This is a genomic window from Bacillus sp. 1735sda2, assembly GCF_024159245.1.
Classification (GTDB): domain Bacteria; phylum Bacillota; class Bacilli; order Bacillales; family Bacillaceae; genus Bacillus; species Bacillus pumilus_O.
This window is the reverse complement of sequence record NZ_JAMYWZ010000001.1, coordinates 961,934-977,337: the sequence shown is the minus strand read 5'-3', so window position 1 is coordinate 977,337 and position 15,404 is coordinate 961,934. Positions and strand designations below refer to the sequence as shown.

General features: G+C 40.3%; 13 protein-coding genes. 4 read left to right on the top strand and 9 right to left on the bottom strand.

Translation table 11 applies throughout. The features are described from left to right. Nucleotides 1-83: 83 nt before the first annotated feature. A complete protein-coding gene (locus tag NKR21_RS04940; RefSeq protein ID WP_012009414.1) occupies nucleotides 84-917 on the bottom strand; it encodes a C40 family peptidase in 834 nt (277 codons plus the stop codon). A gap of 354 nt (nucleotides 918-1,271) precedes the next feature. Here NKR21_RS04940 and NKR21_RS04935 point away from each other — a divergent pair, with 354 nt between their 5' ends. Further along, entirely contained in the window at nucleotides 1,272-2,636 is a 1,365-nt protein-coding gene (locus tag NKR21_RS04935; protein WP_144456163.1) for an alkaline phosphatase, read from the top strand. A 42-nt stretch (nucleotides 2,637-2,678) separates the two neighbouring features. On the opposite strand, the gene NKR21_RS04930 is transcribed toward NKR21_RS04935, so the two are convergent. Further along, nucleotides 2,679-4,103: a SpoVR family protein gene (locus tag NKR21_RS04930; RefSeq protein ID WP_012009412.1), complete on the bottom strand. Its 1,425-nt coding sequence runs from the start codon at nucleotides 4,101-4,103 to the stop codon at nucleotides 2,679-2,681. A gap of 67 nt (nucleotides 4,104-4,170) precedes the next feature. Beyond that, nucleotides 4,171-5,370, bottom strand: a complete 1,200-nt coding sequence (locus tag NKR21_RS04925; RefSeq protein ID WP_012009411.1) for a globin domain-containing protein — start codon at nucleotides 5,368-5,370, stop codon at nucleotides 4,171-4,173. A gap of 183 nt (nucleotides 5,371-5,553) precedes the next feature. Here NKR21_RS04925 and NKR21_RS04920 point away from each other — a divergent pair, with 183 nt between their 5' ends. After that, entirely contained in the window at nucleotides 5,554-5,985 is a 432-nt protein-coding gene (locus tag NKR21_RS04920; RefSeq protein ID WP_012009410.1) for an Rrf2 family transcriptional regulator, read from the top strand. Nucleotides 5,986-6,145: 160 nt separating this feature from the next. Beyond that, a complete protein-coding gene (locus NKR21_RS04915; protein ID WP_144456165.1) occupies nucleotides 6,146-7,621 on the top strand; it encodes a catalase in 1,476 nt (491 codons plus the stop codon). Between the two features lie 143 nt (nucleotides 7,622-7,764). On the opposite strand, the gene NKR21_RS04910 is transcribed toward NKR21_RS04915, so the two are convergent. Further along, nucleotides 7,765-8,148, bottom strand: a complete 384-nt coding sequence (locus tag NKR21_RS04910; RefSeq protein WP_012009408.1) for a YqzG/YhdC family protein — start codon at nucleotides 8,146-8,148, stop codon at nucleotides 7,765-7,767. A gap of 128 nt (nucleotides 8,149-8,276) precedes the next feature. On the opposite strand from NKR21_RS04910, the gene NKR21_RS04905 reads away from it, so the two are divergent. After that, the gene (locus tag NKR21_RS04905) at nucleotides 8,277-8,525 is read left to right on the top strand and encodes a YhdB family protein (protein WP_024425297.1); all 249 of its coding nucleotides are present in this window, start codon (nucleotides 8,277-8,279) and stop codon (nucleotides 8,523-8,525) included. 35 nt (nucleotides 8,526-8,560) lie between these two features. Here the strand turns inward: NKR21_RS04905 and NKR21_RS04900 are convergent, their stop codons facing one another. The 5 genes from NKR21_RS04900 to glpD form a co-directional block, all read right to left on the bottom strand. Beyond that, a complete protein-coding gene (locus NKR21_RS04900; protein WP_144456167.1) occupies nucleotides 8,561-9,445 on the bottom strand; it encodes a GNAT family N-acetyltransferase in 885 nt (294 codons plus the stop codon). A gap of 251 nt (nucleotides 9,446-9,696) precedes the next feature. Continuing rightward, nucleotides 9,697-10,347 (bottom strand): response regulator, encoded by a 651-nt coding sequence (locus NKR21_RS04895; protein WP_003212112.1) that lies wholly within the window; start codon nucleotides 10,345-10,347, stop codon nucleotides 9,697-9,699. After that, the gene (locus tag NKR21_RS04890; RefSeq protein ID WP_144456170.1) at nucleotides 10,344-11,489 is read right to left on the bottom strand and encodes a GAF domain-containing sensor histidine kinase; all 1,146 of its coding nucleotides are present in this window, start codon (nucleotides 11,487-11,489) and stop codon (nucleotides 10,344-10,346) included. Before NKR21_RS04890 ends, NKR21_RS04895 begins: the two co-directional genes overlap by 4 nt. A 151-nt stretch (nucleotides 11,490-11,640) precedes the next feature. After that, nucleotides 11,641-13,386: a phospho-sugar mutase gene (locus NKR21_RS04885; RefSeq protein WP_144456172.1), complete on the bottom strand. Its 1,746-nt coding sequence runs from the start codon at nucleotides 13,384-13,386 to the stop codon at nucleotides 11,641-11,643. Between the two features lie 333 nt (nucleotides 13,387-13,719). Beyond that, nucleotides 13,720-15,381, bottom strand: a complete 1,662-nt coding sequence (gene glpD / locus NKR21_RS04880) for a glycerol-3-phosphate dehydrogenase (RefSeq protein ID WP_012009402.1) — start codon at nucleotides 15,379-15,381, stop codon at nucleotides 13,720-13,722. Nucleotides 15,382-15,404: the final 23 nt, after the last annotated feature.

The window sequence follows — 15,404 nt, the reverse complement described above, 5'->3', positions numbered from 1 at the left end:
GGCTTTTTTGAATATCAATTTATATTCTTATGTCTATAGCGCAAATAAAAAAGACTGCTTCATCAGCAGTCTTTTAAAATAAATTACTTCACAAATGTTTTCGCTCCAAGGTAAATCGGCTTCCAATAGCTTGAATTCATATCACTGATCGTCACACCATCAGAAGCAGCATGGATAAACTTGTTGTTCCCAATGTAGACACCCATGTGAGATGGACCCGATTTATATGTTGTAAAGAACACAAAATCGCCAACCTTTGGAGAAGATACGCTTTTCATTGATCCCCAGAAACCTTCAGTTGTTTGTCTTGAAATCTTTTTTTGCTTGTTAATGATATACCACATAAACCCGCTGCAATCAAAGCCCTTTGGTGTCGTTCCACCCCATCTATATGGTGTGCCATTGTGCGCTTTAGCATCCGCTACAAGTTTAGACGTGTTCAAAGAAGAAACAGAAACTGTTTTTTCTTTCACAGGTGTTGTCTTCACTTTTTTAGACGTCTTTTTGACCTTTAGCTTTTGCCCAATTTTGATCAGGTTTGTTTTGAGTTTATTTAACGATTTCAGCTCTTTTACGGTCATGCCGTATTTTTTGCCGATTTTAGATAACGTATCACCTTTTACAACTTTATGAGTCGCTGCCGTTGACGCCGCTTTTACTTTAGTCGTTGTTTTTGATGTTTTCGTTGTTTTTTTTGCGGCAGTACCATTTACTTTTAACGTTTGTCCAACATATATCGTATTAGATTTCAGTTTATTGTCTGATTTAATCTTGCTTACGCTTGTCTTATATTTTTTCGCTAGAACAGAAAGAGAGTCACCTTTTTGAACTTTTACTGATTGTGCTGAGGCAGCTCCGGCAAATAATGTCGTCCCAAGTAGAACTGCACTTGCAGCTGTGATCAATTGTTTTTTCATTTGTTCCTCCTGTATGTATCTATCGTGATCCGAATTTTTATCTACTTACTATTATAAGGATCAAATACCAGAAGAAATAGTCTTGACTTCCTACGACATTATGCTTATTAATTCGGCAAAATTTATTTTTTTTTAGGGTTCTTTATATTTCATTTTCATTACACAATCATGACAAAATAAATGCATCTTGTCATGGATAAATGATACATTCATTTCTCTTTTTAGTCCATTCTATGTAAAGTGGTCCTTTACAATTTTAAAGGGATTTTTACGATCCTGTAAATGGGAATCCACAATTCTGCTCTACCATTGTAAACGTAAGAGCGATACATAAACAATGAGGAGGCAAAATGAATGAGTGTGTTGAAAAGCTCGAAAACGAAAATAGCTGCAGTGGCGGCAGCATCTGTGCTATCGATTGGCATTTTTTCAGGAATTGAATTTGGACAGGCTGACAAAGCAGAGGCTAAAAAGAAGCCAAAAAATGACGTGCAAAATGTGATTGTGCTGATCGGGGATGGCATGGGAACACCGTATCTTTCAACTTACCGTTCATTTAAGCACAACGGAGACCTTTCAAAGCAAACAGCGTTTGACCCTTACCTCACAGGCATGCATAAAACATACCCTAATGATTCGAAAAGCAATATCACGGATTCAGCAGCGGCTGGTACAGCTATGGCAACTGGTAAAAAGACTTACAACAATGCAATTAGTGTAAATAAAAACGGCAAAAAATTAAAAACAGTACTAGAAGAAGCAAAACGGAAGGGAAAATCTACGGGGCTTGTCGTGACCTCTGAATTAACGAATGCTACCCCTGCTGCGTATGCGACTCATGATGTATCGAGAAAAAACACAGCAGCCATCGCTGATGATTTCTTCGATGAAAAAATCGGAAAACAGCATACAGTCGATGTCATGCTTGGCGGAGGACTCGTCGATTTTGTCCGGAAGGATCGGGATTTAACGAAGGAATTTAAGCGAGCAGGATATGATTATGTCACCAATAAAGATGACTTACAACAAAACAAGAACCAAAAGGTGTTAGGCATTTTTGCAGATAGCGGCCTTGATAAAGCGATTGATCGTGATAAAAAGACCCCTTCCCTGCAAGACATGACGCACTCAGCCATTAAACAGCTGTCTAAAAACAAAAATGGGTTTTTCCTTATGGTTGAAGGCAGCCAAATTGACTGGGCTGGCCATGATCATGATATTGTGAGTGCCATGAGTGAAATGAAGGATTTTGAAAAAGCATTTGAAGAAGCGATTCGTTTTGCAAAAAAGGATAAAAATACGTTAGTTATCACCACTGCCGATCATTCAACTGGCGGACTCTCCTTTGGGGCAGACGGCTCGGGTAGCTGGGATTACAAACCGGTAAAAGCAGCGAAAAAGACCCCTGATTTTATCGCAAACAAAATCGTCAGTGGCATGACTGTTGAATCAGCACTGAAACAATATATCGATCTTGATTTCACAAAAGAAGAAATGGCCTCCATTCAAAAAGCTGCTGAAACAAAGGATGCGGTTAAAATTGATGATGCAATTGAAGAAGTAATCAACGTGAGATCACATACAGGCTGGACCACATCAGGTCATACGGGTGATGAAGTGCCATTCTTTGCGTATGGTCCAACAAGCCAAAAGCTAAAAGTTTTGATGGAAAACACCGATCAAGCAAAACACATTTTCAAACTGCTGAAAAACCAATAAAATCGGCAAAAAAGATGTCTGCTCAGAGACATCTTTTTGTTTTTATGCGAGATATTTTCTATGAACTCCTTTTCCATCATACGAAAACATGACTTCTTTTCCTTCAAGAATGGATTCGATATGCACACTTCTTCCCCATAGTTGATGCAAATAAGGAAGTACTTTTTCTAAGTATTTCAGATCTAGTTCAATGCCCTCATACCAATGTTTAATATAAAGTTCATTGTTTTTTAAATAGTCGCCATCCATCACTGTCAAATAAGGAAAGCCGCCATTGACCCTCATGCTGACTAGCTGATCACGAACAGCCTTCCATTCTTTATCGATGACTTTGTAATCTCTCCCTTGTTTTTGAAACAAGTACAAATCTTCTCTCATCACAAGGTCTTTTGTTAAGTAATTTCGTATGAAGGAAATATCTGATTCAATCTCCCTGACTTCAAACATTTTGCTGCGGCCTGATCCTTTTGTCACCCCTGCTTTTGTTAATTCTTCACATGGATTATCATAGCGCTCTTCGATATCTTCAAAAATCTTCAGACCTAAATAGTAAGGATTGATGCCTGTTTTTGACGGCTGCACAACGCCAGCATTTAATTTGGCAAACTCAATCGATTCACTTGAATCCAAATCAAGCTCTCGCATAATCCGCTGATGCCAATACGATGCCCAGCCTTCATTCATAATCTTTGTTTCTAGCTGCGGCCAAAAATAGAGCATTTCCTCCCTCAGCATCGTGAGAACATCACGCTGCCATGGCTCTAACTCCCGGGAGTGCGCCTCAATAAAGAGTAAAATATCTTTTTCCGGCTTTGGTGGAAATGGCTTGACGATTTTCTTTTTCTCACGTATTTTTGGCTCATCCATCCCCCACAAATCATCATACGGCGTCTGGCGCTTTGGCTGGTCATCTTCATATTCTTCTTCATCGCCGATGTTCCAGCTTAGTTTTGAGCGAACAAGAGACGGATCAATATGCTCCTGGAGAGCCAATACGGCGTCTAAAAAAGATTCAACTTCTTTTGTTCCATGAAGATGCTCATATTCTTTGATCCGCTCAGCCGCTGCTGACATGCTTTCTACCATGTCTCGTTTTGTGTTTTGGAAACGGCAATTATTTTTAAAGAAATCACAATGTGCCAATACATGAGCCACAATTAATTTATTTTGAACAAGCGTGTTATTATCAAGTAGAAAGGCATAGCAAGGATTTGAATTGATGACCAGCTCATAAATTTTGCTTAATCCTAAATCATAATGAAGCTTCATTTTATGAAATTGTTTCCCGAAGCTCCAGTGGCTGAATCGTGTTGGCATTCCGTATGCACCGAACGTATAAATAATTTCAGCGGGACAGATTTCATATCTCATCGGATAAAAATCTAGACCAAATCCTTCTGCAATTTCTGTAATTTCATCAATGGCTTTTTGTAAAAGACGTTTTTCAGATACGCTCAAGGAAACCATCCCTCCTCATCGGACTTATTCCTACTATATGAGCGCATCTAATAAAACATGATGTTCCAGCATTCGTTTAGACGACTTCCATTTCTTTTGTGGATTGCCCTCCAAATGATTCGAAATGAATATTCTGTTCTGGAATTCCCAACTCTTTTAGTATATGAATCATCTCTTCGGTAAACACAGGGGAACCGCATAGATAAAATTGACCTTTCCCTTCTCCAACCACTGATTGAAGGAATGAACGGTCAATGCGGGAAGCTGCTTTTTCAACAAGCTCTCCCTTACCAGACTGCGCAAATTGTTCATTACATAAGAGGATGCGGCCATGCGGAGCTGATGATAGAACGCTTTCAAATTCATGTTCAAAGGCGGTCACATCCTCTAATCGATCTGCATGAATCATTGTAAATGGATGACTGTTTTGCGCTGCTGTTTTCAATAAACCGATCATTGGCGTGACGCCAGAACCAGCACTAATGAAATAAACAGGCTCTTTTGTGTCTTCTTGCAAGCAGAACATTCCCTGCGGCATACTCACTTGAAGAACGTCTCCTTCTTCCATTTCATCATGCAAAAATGTAGACACATGACCATCGCGCTTCACTGTAATGCGGTAATAAGATGGATGATGCTGATCTGATAAGCTGTATTGTCTACTGCACATATAAGCCTCACCTGGCATATCTGCCTGAACCGTAATATATTGACCGGCTTCAAACATCGGCAGCTCTGATTCATCTTCTGGTACTAAATAAAAGGAGATCAGCGCTGGAGATTCCTGTACCTTTTTCTTAATCACAAACGGTTTCACATCTGACCATCCGCCTATTTGTTTTACATTCTCCTCCATCATTTCTGCTTCAATCGTAATAAAGATATTCGCAATGATGTCATATGCCGCCTTCCAAGCTAAAAGCGTGTCATCTTTTTCCGTTAAACCAAACACTTCTTTCATTCCTTCAATCAGGTGATATCCGACGATTGGATATTGCTCTTTTTTGACCATCACACTGACATGCTTATGGGCGATCTGTTTAACCACAGGGAGTAATTCTTCTAATCGATCGATGTGCAGTGCAGCTTGGTATAGTGTTGCAGCAAGCGCCTCTGGCTGACTTCCGTTCATGAGGTTTGTTTTATTAAATTGATTGAGTAGCTCTGGATGCTGACGAATCATATTTTGATAAAAAACAGTCACAAGTTTGGTTCCCTCGGCTTTTAATAGAGGGGCTGATTGTTTAATAGCATTCATTTGATCTTTAGATAACATCGTCATTCCTTCTTTCAAAAGGTGTATTTTAAATACATCTTTATCGTAACGGATGACAACTTATAAAAGCAATATTTATAATACATGTTTTAAATGTTGTCACATTTAACACTTTCTCGAACAGTTTTTGTCTAAAATGTGTTACGATGATACAAAACTCTATCAGGTTTAGAGGTCGTCAAAATGAAACTAACGAATTATACCGATTTCTCATTAAGAGTACTCATTTATTTAGCATCAAGAGAGAACAATGAACTGTCAAATATTCAGCAGATCGCCGATGTTTATGACATTTCTAAAAATCATCTGACAAAGGTGATTTATCATCTTGGAAAACGCGGGTATGTAGAAACGATCCGTGGAAGAAATGGCGGGATTAGGCTTGGGAAAAGCCCAGAAAGCATTAACATTGGAGAGGTTGTCCGTTATACAGAGGATGATTTAGTCATGGTTGAATGCTTTGATCCTAGGAAAAACAGCTGTATCATCTCTCCGATTTGTTCATTAAAGCATGTACTTCATGAAGCACTCTCTGCTTACTTGCGCGTTCTTGACCAATACACATTAAAAGATTTAACTCAAAACAAAGATGCTCTTAGAGAGCTCCTCCTTTAGGCGAAAGAATTCTATTCTTTCGTCTTTTTCTTTACCTTCTTGTAATAATAATTAATTTAAAATTATTATAAATAGATATTGACTATCATGTTTGATTCAATATAATTAGGGTATATAGATTGCTAGATACTATTTTTTTGTTTACAGGAGGAGAAAAAGAATGACAAATTCAAATCATAAAAATTTGACAACGAACCAAGGCGTACCTGTTGGCGATAATCAAAACTCAAGAACAGCTGGTCACCGCGGTCCTACATTTCTTGATGATTACCATTTGATTGAAAAACTTGCACACTTCGATCGTGAACGCATTCCAGAGCGTGTTGTTCATGCAAGAGGCGCCGGCGCTTATGGTGTGTTTGAAGTTGAAAATAGCATGGAGAAACATACAAAAGCTGCCTTCTTAAGTGAAGATGGAAAACAGACAGATGTTTTTGTTCGCTTCTCTACCGTTATTCATCCTAAAGGTTCACCTGAAACATTGCGTGATCCGCGCGGCTTTGCTGTCAAATTTTATACAGAAGAAGGCAACTATGATCTAGTTGGTAATAACTTGCCGATCTTCTTTATACGTGATGCATTGAAATTCCCTGATATGGTTCACTCTCTCAAACCAGATCCTGTAACGAATATCCAAGATCCTGACCGTTATTGGGATTTTATGACCTTAACACCTGAATCCACTCATATGCTCACATGGCTCTTCTCTGATGAAGGAATTCCTGCGAACTACGCTGAAATGCGCGGTTCTGGTGTGCATACATTTAGATGGGTCAACAAATATGGAGAAACAAAATATGTGAAATATCACTGGAGACCTTCAGAAGGTATTCGTAATTTATCAATGGAAGAAGCAGCAGAAATCCAAGCGAATGATTTCCAGCATGCAACAAGAGACTTATATGACCGCATTGAAAACGGCAACTATCCAGCCTGGGACTTATATGTCCAGTTGATGCCGCTTAGCGATTATGATGATCTTGATTATGATCCATGTGATCCAACAAAGACATGGAGTGAAGAAGATTACCCGCTTCAAAAAGTAGGACGCATGACACTGAATCGCAATCCTGAGAACTTCTTTGCTGAAACAGAACAATCTGCTTTCACACCAAGTGCACTTGTTCCAGGAATTGAAGCATCTGAAGATAAGTTGCTCCAAGGTCGTCTGTTCTCATATCCAGATACACAGCGTCACCGTCTTGGTGCCAACTATATGCGCATTCCGGTGAACTGTCCTTATGCACCTGTACACAATAATCAGCAGGATGGCTTTATGACAACGACTCGTCCAAGCGGTCATATTAACTATGAACCAAACCGTTATGATGATCAGCCAAAAGAAAACCCTCACTACAAGGAAAGTGAACAAGTCCTTCACGGTGATCGTATGGTGAGACAAAAAATTGAAAAACCAAACGATTTCAAACAAGCTGGGGAAAAATATCGAAGCTACTCAGAAGAAGAGAAACATGCATTGATCAAAAACCTAACAGCTGATCTGAAAGACGTAAATGATAAAACAAAATTACTTGCGATCTGCAACTTCTATCGTGCAGATGAAGATTACGGACAACGATTAGCCGATTCACTTGGCGTAGATATCCGCTCATTCCTTCAAGGAAACATGAAATAATGGCTTAAGAATATTGACAAAAGGCTAAAATAATCTTGATTTTAGCCTTTTGTCTACTTTTCAGCATGATAGACATTCTTTGAGCACAAGCATGCAAGGGTTTGTCTACACGCTGGAGCACCTCTAATAAAGAGGTGCTTTTTTTATAGCCGGAAAACGTTAATACTAATCAAATGACCGGTGATCGGGTGAAAATAGATTTCTGCATGCGCAGCAAAAAGTGCTGAGCCTTCCTTCACGGTGACGCGAAAGACATCCTTTGTCTGATCTTCATTTACTTGTGTACGCCCGATATATTGATAATCGTTTAGAGCGGCGCCTTCATATTCCTCTTGCAACGCTGTGTACGCAAGTCTTTCCCAATTTTCAACAGGCTGCGTCGCTGCATTTGTTGCAGGATGGATCATGAAACTGCCAAACAAAACCATTGCCGCTACAAAAGGCACCCACCATTTCGGCTGCATAATATCATTGATCTCACTTTCATGTATATTTTGTTTATGTTTTGCTGATCGATCCATTTTCATACATGAAGCATTTATTCAGCCTATAATTCCCGGTACACGATTGATGCGGACACCAACTTTTCCCCTGAAAATGTCGATATGTTCCGAGCAAACTAATGAGGACTTCTCAAGGGAAAGGAGAAGGTTTAATGAATGTGGCGGATTATGATAAAGCACTTTATTATACGCATCGCTCGCAGTGGGATAATTTACTTATTCTTATGGTACGTACGCAAGATGACTTGCTCTCGAAACGTATTGAGCATTTCTTACACGCGTATCAATTTAACCGGAACGATGCTGATGTTGAAAAATGTTTATATGGGCTCTTGCAGTACATTGACCATGCTTCAGAAGCTGCTGCTGCTGAAGTTTATTCACAACCGATGTACACATAAAGAAAAAGGCTGATCATCAGCCTTTTTACATACATTTAGCAGTGCGCAGTGATTGGAAGCATAAAGTGGCCTTTGCCCCAATCTTTTTTTGTATAAACAAACAGCGCTTCCTCGTCATTTGGCGCCATCACCGCATGTAAGCCATCAATTGACGTATCAGGTGTAAAATAGAACATCACTTTTTCCGTCGTTTCACCCACAATATGTGCAACAACTTCCTCTATATTTTGTGGCTCTGAAGAAATGATATCAAAGACATGTATGGTTTCATTTTCTTCATTCATCAGAACAATCGTATCCAACGCTTCAATATAGAAAATGGCATCCGGCCAAACTAATGTAAAGTAGAACATCAATAAGCTGCCATGATCCTTAGCATCTAATTTCATTGAATCGGTTTGGCGTTTTTCTGCGAACTGTTCAAGTAATGGCAGGTCATGATCCAATGTCAGCTGCTTGAGACGCACGTTCTTTTTTATTTGAATGGCACTTTTGCCGATATCGAGACTAAATTCACTTTCGTGGTAACGGGTAAAGCCAAATTTCGGATAAAAATCCAGTACAGTTTCATTGGCAAAAAGAAAAATCAAATCACAATCATGTTCGTACGTATCCATAATGTGCTGCATTAACTTTGATGCTAATCCCTTGTTGCGGTGAGCTTGATCCGTCATCACCGTGCCAATTTGAACAGCTCTATACGTTTTTCCATCAATGATCAGTGACATGAGATAAACGGAAGCGTTTGAGATCACTTTCCCGTGATGGACAAAGGAATAAGGAATATATTTCTCATCCCAGTATCCTCTGTTGTACCAGTCACTAAAATCCACATCAAATGTATCGATCGCTAACTGATTAAAGCTTTCTTTCAATTTGTCATTATGGCGATAATCACTCACTAATTCATATGTCTCCATGCTCATTTCCTCCTTTTATCATTTCACCTTTAGTCAGCCGATTTATCACCTCCTTCAAAATAAAAAAAGACTTGATGAGCATATACTCATCAAGTCTTTTAACGTTTATCTCATAGAAATTAGACTGAATATGCTTCTCTTTTCACGCAAAAGGGCACGTTAAATAAACCAGCTACCGTGCTCTTTTTATTCAATTCATTGAACTGAATGTGCGCTTAAAAGTTTTAGCATAACGACTAAATTCCCTTCTGTTATAGCAGCTCTTTAGGCTGACTTTTTTGATAATCCACTGCATAAAGAGCCGCTTGGGTACGATCTGCCAGCTCTAGCTTTGATAATACATGAGATACGTGCGTTTTGACAGTCTTTTCAGAAATGAACAAGGATGAGGCAATTTCTTTATTGCTTTTCCCCTTTGCAATTTCGAATAAGACATCTCGCTCTCTATTGGTCAGCTCTTTCATTAACTCCCATTTTTGCTCTTTTGGCTCAGTCAAATGCTGCACAAGAAAATTGGTGATATGACCATCTAATTGATAGGTACCTTTTTGTACGTCAATCATGGTCGTAAGGAGTTTTTCTGGTGCTACATCCTTGAGCTGATAGGCTTTTGCCCCTGCTTGAATGGCGGGAATAACATAATCTTTATCCGCATAGCTTGTCAGGATCACAATGCGGGTATCAGGCATTTCCAGCGTCATTTGTTTCGTTGCCTCAATGCCATTCATTACTGGCATCGATAAATCCATGAGAACAATATCAGGCCGCGTTTGTCTGACAATTTCTAATGCTTCTTCTCCATTAGAAGCCTCACCAACGATTTCGACGTCAGGCTGTGTCTGCAGGAAAAACACAAGCCCTTTTCTCACAATATGATGATCATCTGCAATGACAACTCTCATGACGACCCCTTCCTTTCTTGAGAAAATGGCACCTTCACTTGAATCGTGGTTCCTTTACCGAGCTCAGACTCTATACAAAATGTTCCACCCGCTCTTTTGATGCGATCAGACATCCCTTTCAGGCCAAGTGAAGGGAGACTCATTTGCTCGTCATACTGAAACCCTTTTCCGTGGTCGATAATTTTCATTTCAAACGTGTCTTTTGATTGTTCAAGCTGAACCTTGACTTCCTCTACTTCCGCATGTTTTTGACAATTATTTAGCGCTTCCTGGCATACGCGAAACAACGTTTCATGCTGAGAATGATCCATCTCCATACAGCCTGATAACGATAATGTACAGCGTAATCCTAAAAGTTTTGCATACTCTTGGATTCCTGTTGTGAATCCTTTTTCAAGTCCTCTTGGTCTTAGCTGCCAAATGAGTGACCGCATTTCAACCAAGGCATCTTGTGACAAATGCTGAATAAAATCAATCATTTCCCCTAGATTCTGATCATTAGTCATTTGACGAGCAGCTTTAGCAGTCAGACTAACAGAAAATAGCATTTGGTTGACGGAATCATGTAAGTCCTGTGCAAGCCGGTTTCTTTCTTCCAAAAGAGCATGTTGATGTTCGTTTTGCACAAGCTTCATCCGTTGAATGGCCGTACCAATTTGAAGCGCAATGCTTTCAAGCAAGTTCAATTCTTCTTGCGTAAATGTGACTTTTCCCTTTGCTGCCACATTCAATAATCCGAATGTACGCTTACATGCTTTGAGGGGAACTGTCGCATGATGCGTAATACCTTCAGTATCCCCAAGTTGCTTTTTCATCGCCGTTTCGATGCGTTTACAATTCATAATGTTTGTGGCTGATTGGAGTGAACCTTTTGTGTATCGATTGATGCAATAGCAATCGTTTTGGCACATGAGCTCTTTTTGATGCGTTGCCAGCGCTTCCGGTAAGGAAACCTCTGCCATCAGTTCGTACGAGCCGTCTTTTTCTATAAAATAAATCCATGCGGAGTGAAAGCCTGTGACATCCATCAGCATATGGAGCACTTCATGAAGCGTATCTTTCATTTCCGTGCCTTCATTCAGCTTTTCAGCAATTTCTTTTAACGTTTTTAATGTTTCAACCTTCTCTTGATATTCTCCCATTCTGTTTACCCCCGGCATTTTCTGCCTTCTCTTTTCATTATGCTCATTATATCATGAGCATTCTGCCGGTTCTTTCTCTAAAAGGATGATTTTTTCTCATCCTTTTGATGGAGAAAAAGCCATCATGCATTCACACGATGGCCTTGTTTGTTTATTTAGCTGTTTCTTCCACGATCTCATAAACGACTTTCATCACTTCTTCTGACAAATGCTTCAGCTTTTCTTCGCTATCTGTTAAAGATGTACCTTTGACAGCCATATAAAATTTCACTTTAGGCTCAGTGCCGGAAGGCCTTAAACAGAACCACGAGCCATCCTCAAGGAAATATTTCAGCACATTTGATGCTGGCAGATGAATGGTTTCTTCTTTTTTTTCAGCAACGAGATGTCTTTGACTTGATTGATAATCCTCGATGACAGTGATGCGCTGACCCGCGATAGCAGCTGGCGGATTTGTTCTAAAGGTATGAAGGATCGCTGAAATTTGCTCTGCTCCTTCTTTTCCTTTTAAGGTTAACGACTTTAACCCTTCTCGGTAAAATCCAAATTCCTTGAAAATATCAACAAGCGCATCGTACAAGGACTTGCCTTGTTTTTTATAGAAAGCAGCGACTTCGACAGCTAACAGCGCTGCTTGCACCGCATCTTTATCTCGGGCAAAGTCACCGATCAAATAGCCATAGCTTTCTTCGTAACCGAACTGAAACGTGTATTCTCCGCTCTCTTCAAATTGCTTGATTTTTTCTCCAATAAATTTAAAGCCGGTCAGTGTGTCAATCGTATGGGCACCAAATGCGGAAGCAACTGCACGCCCAAGCTCACTTGTAACAATCGTTTTCATCACAACAGGACGAGGCGGCAGCTGACCAAGTTTTTGTTTTTCAGACAATAAATAATGGAGCAATAAGGCTCCTGTTTGGTTGCCTGTTAAAACGGTAAACTCGCCATCATGATCTCTGACCGCAATACCTAATCTATCCGCATCTGGATCTGTTGCGATAAGAATATCAGCGTTCTGCTTTTCGCCAAGCTTGATAGCATATTCAAATGCGGCATGCTCTTCTGGATTTGGCGATGTCACTGTTGAAAATTGTGGGTCTGGCCTTTCCTGTTCAGGCACAACGGTCACATGTTGATAGCCTAAAGCTTGAAGCCCTTTTCGGACAGGCTGATTGGCCGTGCCATGAAGCGGGGTGAAAACGACTTTAACATCGACTTCATCTGCCAGCTCAGGGTGAACACTGATGGTTTTTAATTTTTCAATATAAGCAAGATCGATTTCTGCTCCGATCATGTTGATCAGCCCTTGTTGTTTTAACGTTTCTTCTGAATCAACTGAAATCGACAGTTCATTTTCTATTGCATCTACTTCCTGAATGACTTGATCTGCTTGAAATGGCGGCAGCTGTCCGCCGTCTTCTCCATATACTTTATAGCCATTATATTCTGGTGGATTATGACTTGCTGTTACGACAATCCCAGCAAATGCATTCAGCTCACGAACAGCAAAGGAAAGCTCTGGTGTTGGACGCAGTTCGTCAAATACGTATGTTTTAATGCCCTGCGCGGCAAGAGTCTTAGCTGCTTCCATCGCAAATTCAGGCGATTTATGGCGTGAATCGTATGCAATGGCGACGCCTCTTCTTTTTGCATCCTCTCCATGTTTTGCAATATACGCAGCAAGACCTGCTGATGCTTTACGAACCGTGTACACATTCATTCGATTCGTGCCAGCACCAATCTCCCCACGCATTCCTCCAGTGCCGAACTCAAGGTTTTTGTAGAAACAGTCTTCAAGTGCTTGTTGATCATCTTGATGTGCCTCCAGCCATTCCCTTAGCTCAGTATTCAGGTGCTTCTCATTGATCCATCGCTCATAATTCGTCTTCCAATTCATGGTCTTCCTCCTATATATCTCCATCAAATATAAATAATATCTATTTTTATTTTATATCTAATCACCCTTAATGTCATGCTATATCTAAAAATATGATGAACAAATAAAAAAAGCCGATATATGATCGGCTTCAGGTTGTTGACAAAGAGCTAAAATGATCTTTATTTTAGCTCTTTGTCTTCTTTTCAGCGTGATAGAAAACCTTTGCAATCTAGGAAGGACGAGTACTGGCGCGGAGCGAATTTGACATTCGTGAGCACCAGCACGCAGGACTGACAACGAATGCGAGGGTTTGTCTACACGCTGAAGCCGATATATGATCGGCTTTTTCTTTTATTCAGCATCAAGCGGTACAACTGCTTCATGGAATAGTTGATCTAATTCTGTTTGAAGCTTCTGTTTGACTGCTTCATCCCAGCCAAAACGCTCTGCCATATAATCAACGACAGGCTGTGCATATTTTTTTGCCCAGTTGATATTAAATAGTAGGCTTCCTGTTCTTCTTAAGAAGAAATCGACAGGAGTAACAGCTAATTCTTCTTCAATTGCATAGACAAGCTCTGCCAGTACATACGCTGGAATCTTTCGTTTGTCTGCTTCACCTTGAAGCTGATCTACACGCTTGAAGAGACTGCTAACGTTTGAGCCATATTTTTCGGCCAGTTTTTGAGCAATTGGTTCTGTTAGACCAACAGCTGCTCCTTCTGATGTTTTCGCTTGGACAAAGGCAGCCATATTTTTAGATCCGCCTACGTGACCGCCTGAAATTGGCATATGCTTTGTTTTACATGGTCCAAAGTCTTTGCCTGTTTCTTCTTTCAGTCCATCACGTACAAGATTTACAATGTGCTCAGCCATTTTGCGGTAGCCTGTTAATTTACCGCCAGCAATGGTGATTAAGCCTGAAGATGATGTCCATACTTCATCCTTACGAGAAATTTCTGAAGGGTCTTTGCCCTCTTCATGAATGAGTGGACGAAGACCAGCCCAGTTAGATTCAACATCGTTTTCTGTAATATTGAGATCAGGGAACATGTATTGAATCGCTTTGATCACATAGTCACGATCTGCTTTTGTCATACGCGGATGTTCCAGCTGTTTTTTGTACACTGTATCGGTTGTACCAACGTACGTTTTACCTTCTCTTGGAATCGCAAAGACCATCCGTTTATCAGGTGTGTCAAAGTAGATCGCTTGTTTTAACGGGAAGACTGATTGGTCGAATACTAAGTGAATCCCTTTTGTATGCTGTAAGTGCTTCCCTTCTTTTGAGTGATCCTTGTCTCTTAGCTGATCGACCCATGGACCTGTCGCATTGACAATTTTCTTCGCATATACATCATAGGTTTTCTGCGTCATGACATCTTCGATGACAACACCGACCACTTTGCCTTTATCATAAATAAATTCTTTTACTTTCGCATAGTTGACCGCTTCTGCTCCGAATTTCACAGCCTCTTTCATCACTTCGATTGTGAGGCGTGCATCGTCCGTACGGTATTCAACATAATAGCCGCCGCCTTTTAAGCCGTCTTTTTTCACAAGCGGTTCTTTTGCAAGTGTTTCCTTTGCACTTAGCATGCTTCTGCGTTCATTATGCTTAACACCAGCTAAAAAGTCATACACTCTCAGCCCGATGGATGTTGAAAATTTACCGAATGTGCCGCCTTTATGCATCGGAAGAAGCATCCATTCTGGTGTGGTCACATGAGGACCGTTTTCATATACAATGGCACGCTCTTTACCGACCTCTGCGACCATTTTTACTTCAAATTGTTTTAAATAACGAAGTCCACCGTGCACTAGTTTCGTTGAGCGGCTAGATGTACCTGCTGCGAAATCCTGCATTTCTGCAAGACCGACGCGCATTCCTCGTGAAGCCGCATCAAGTGCTGTACCCGCGCCTGTAATACCCCCACCAATGATAAACACATCATATGGTTTTTTTGTCATTTCCTGCAGCATTTGTTCTCTTTCTAAGCTAGAAAAAGTCATCTCTTGTTCCTCCCATGTTGTAC

What these genes read in the sequence shown, in the direction of transcription:
- NKR21_RS04885 (WP_144456172.1), bottom strand. Translation starts at nt 13,386, where the DNA reads ATGAATTGGAAGACGAATTATGAGCGATGGATCAATGAGAAGCACCTG.
- NKR21_RS04930 (WP_012009412.1), bottom strand. Translation starts at nt 4,103, where the DNA reads ATGGTTTCCTTGAGCGTATCTGAAAAACGTCTTTTACAAAAAGCCATT.
- NKR21_RS04900 (WP_144456167.1), bottom strand. Translation starts at nt 9,445, where the DNA reads ATGGAGACATATGAATTAGTGAGTGATTATCGCCATAATGACAAATTG.
- glpD (WP_012009402.1), bottom strand. Translation starts at nt 15,381, where the DNA reads ATGACTTTTTCTAGCTTAGAAAGAGAACAAATGCTGCAGGAAATGACA.
- NKR21_RS04940 (WP_012009414.1), bottom strand. Translation starts at nt 917, where the DNA reads ATGAAAAAACAATTGATCACAGCTGCAAGTGCAGTTCTACTTGGGACG.
- NKR21_RS04920 (WP_012009410.1), top strand. Translation starts at nt 5,554, where the DNA reads ATGAAACTAACGAATTATACCGATTTCTCATTAAGAGTACTCATTTAT.
- NKR21_RS04915 (WP_144456165.1), top strand. Translation starts at nt 6,146, where the DNA reads ATGACAAATTCAAATCATAAAAATTTGACAACGAACCAAGGCGTACCT.
- NKR21_RS04895 (WP_003212112.1), bottom strand. Translation starts at nt 10,347, where the DNA reads ATGAGAGTTGTCATTGCAGATGATCATCATATTGTGAGAAAAGGGCTT.
- NKR21_RS04910 (WP_012009408.1), bottom strand. Translation starts at nt 8,148, where the DNA reads ATGAAAATGGATCGATCAGCAAAACATAAACAAAATATACATGAAAGT.
- NKR21_RS04890 (WP_144456170.1), bottom strand. Translation starts at nt 11,489, where the DNA reads ATGGGAGAATATCAAGAGAAGGTTGAAACATTAAAAACGTTAAAAGAA.
- NKR21_RS04905 (WP_024425297.1), top strand. Translation starts at nt 8,277, where the DNA reads ATGAATGTGGCGGATTATGATAAAGCACTTTATTATACGCATCGCTCG.
- NKR21_RS04935 (WP_144456163.1), top strand. Translation starts at nt 1,272, where the DNA reads ATGAGTGTGTTGAAAAGCTCGAAAACGAAAATAGCTGCAGTGGCGGCA.
- NKR21_RS04925 (WP_012009411.1), bottom strand. Translation starts at nt 5,370, where the DNA reads ATGTTATCTAAAGATCAAATGAATGCTATTAAACAATCAGCCCCTCTA.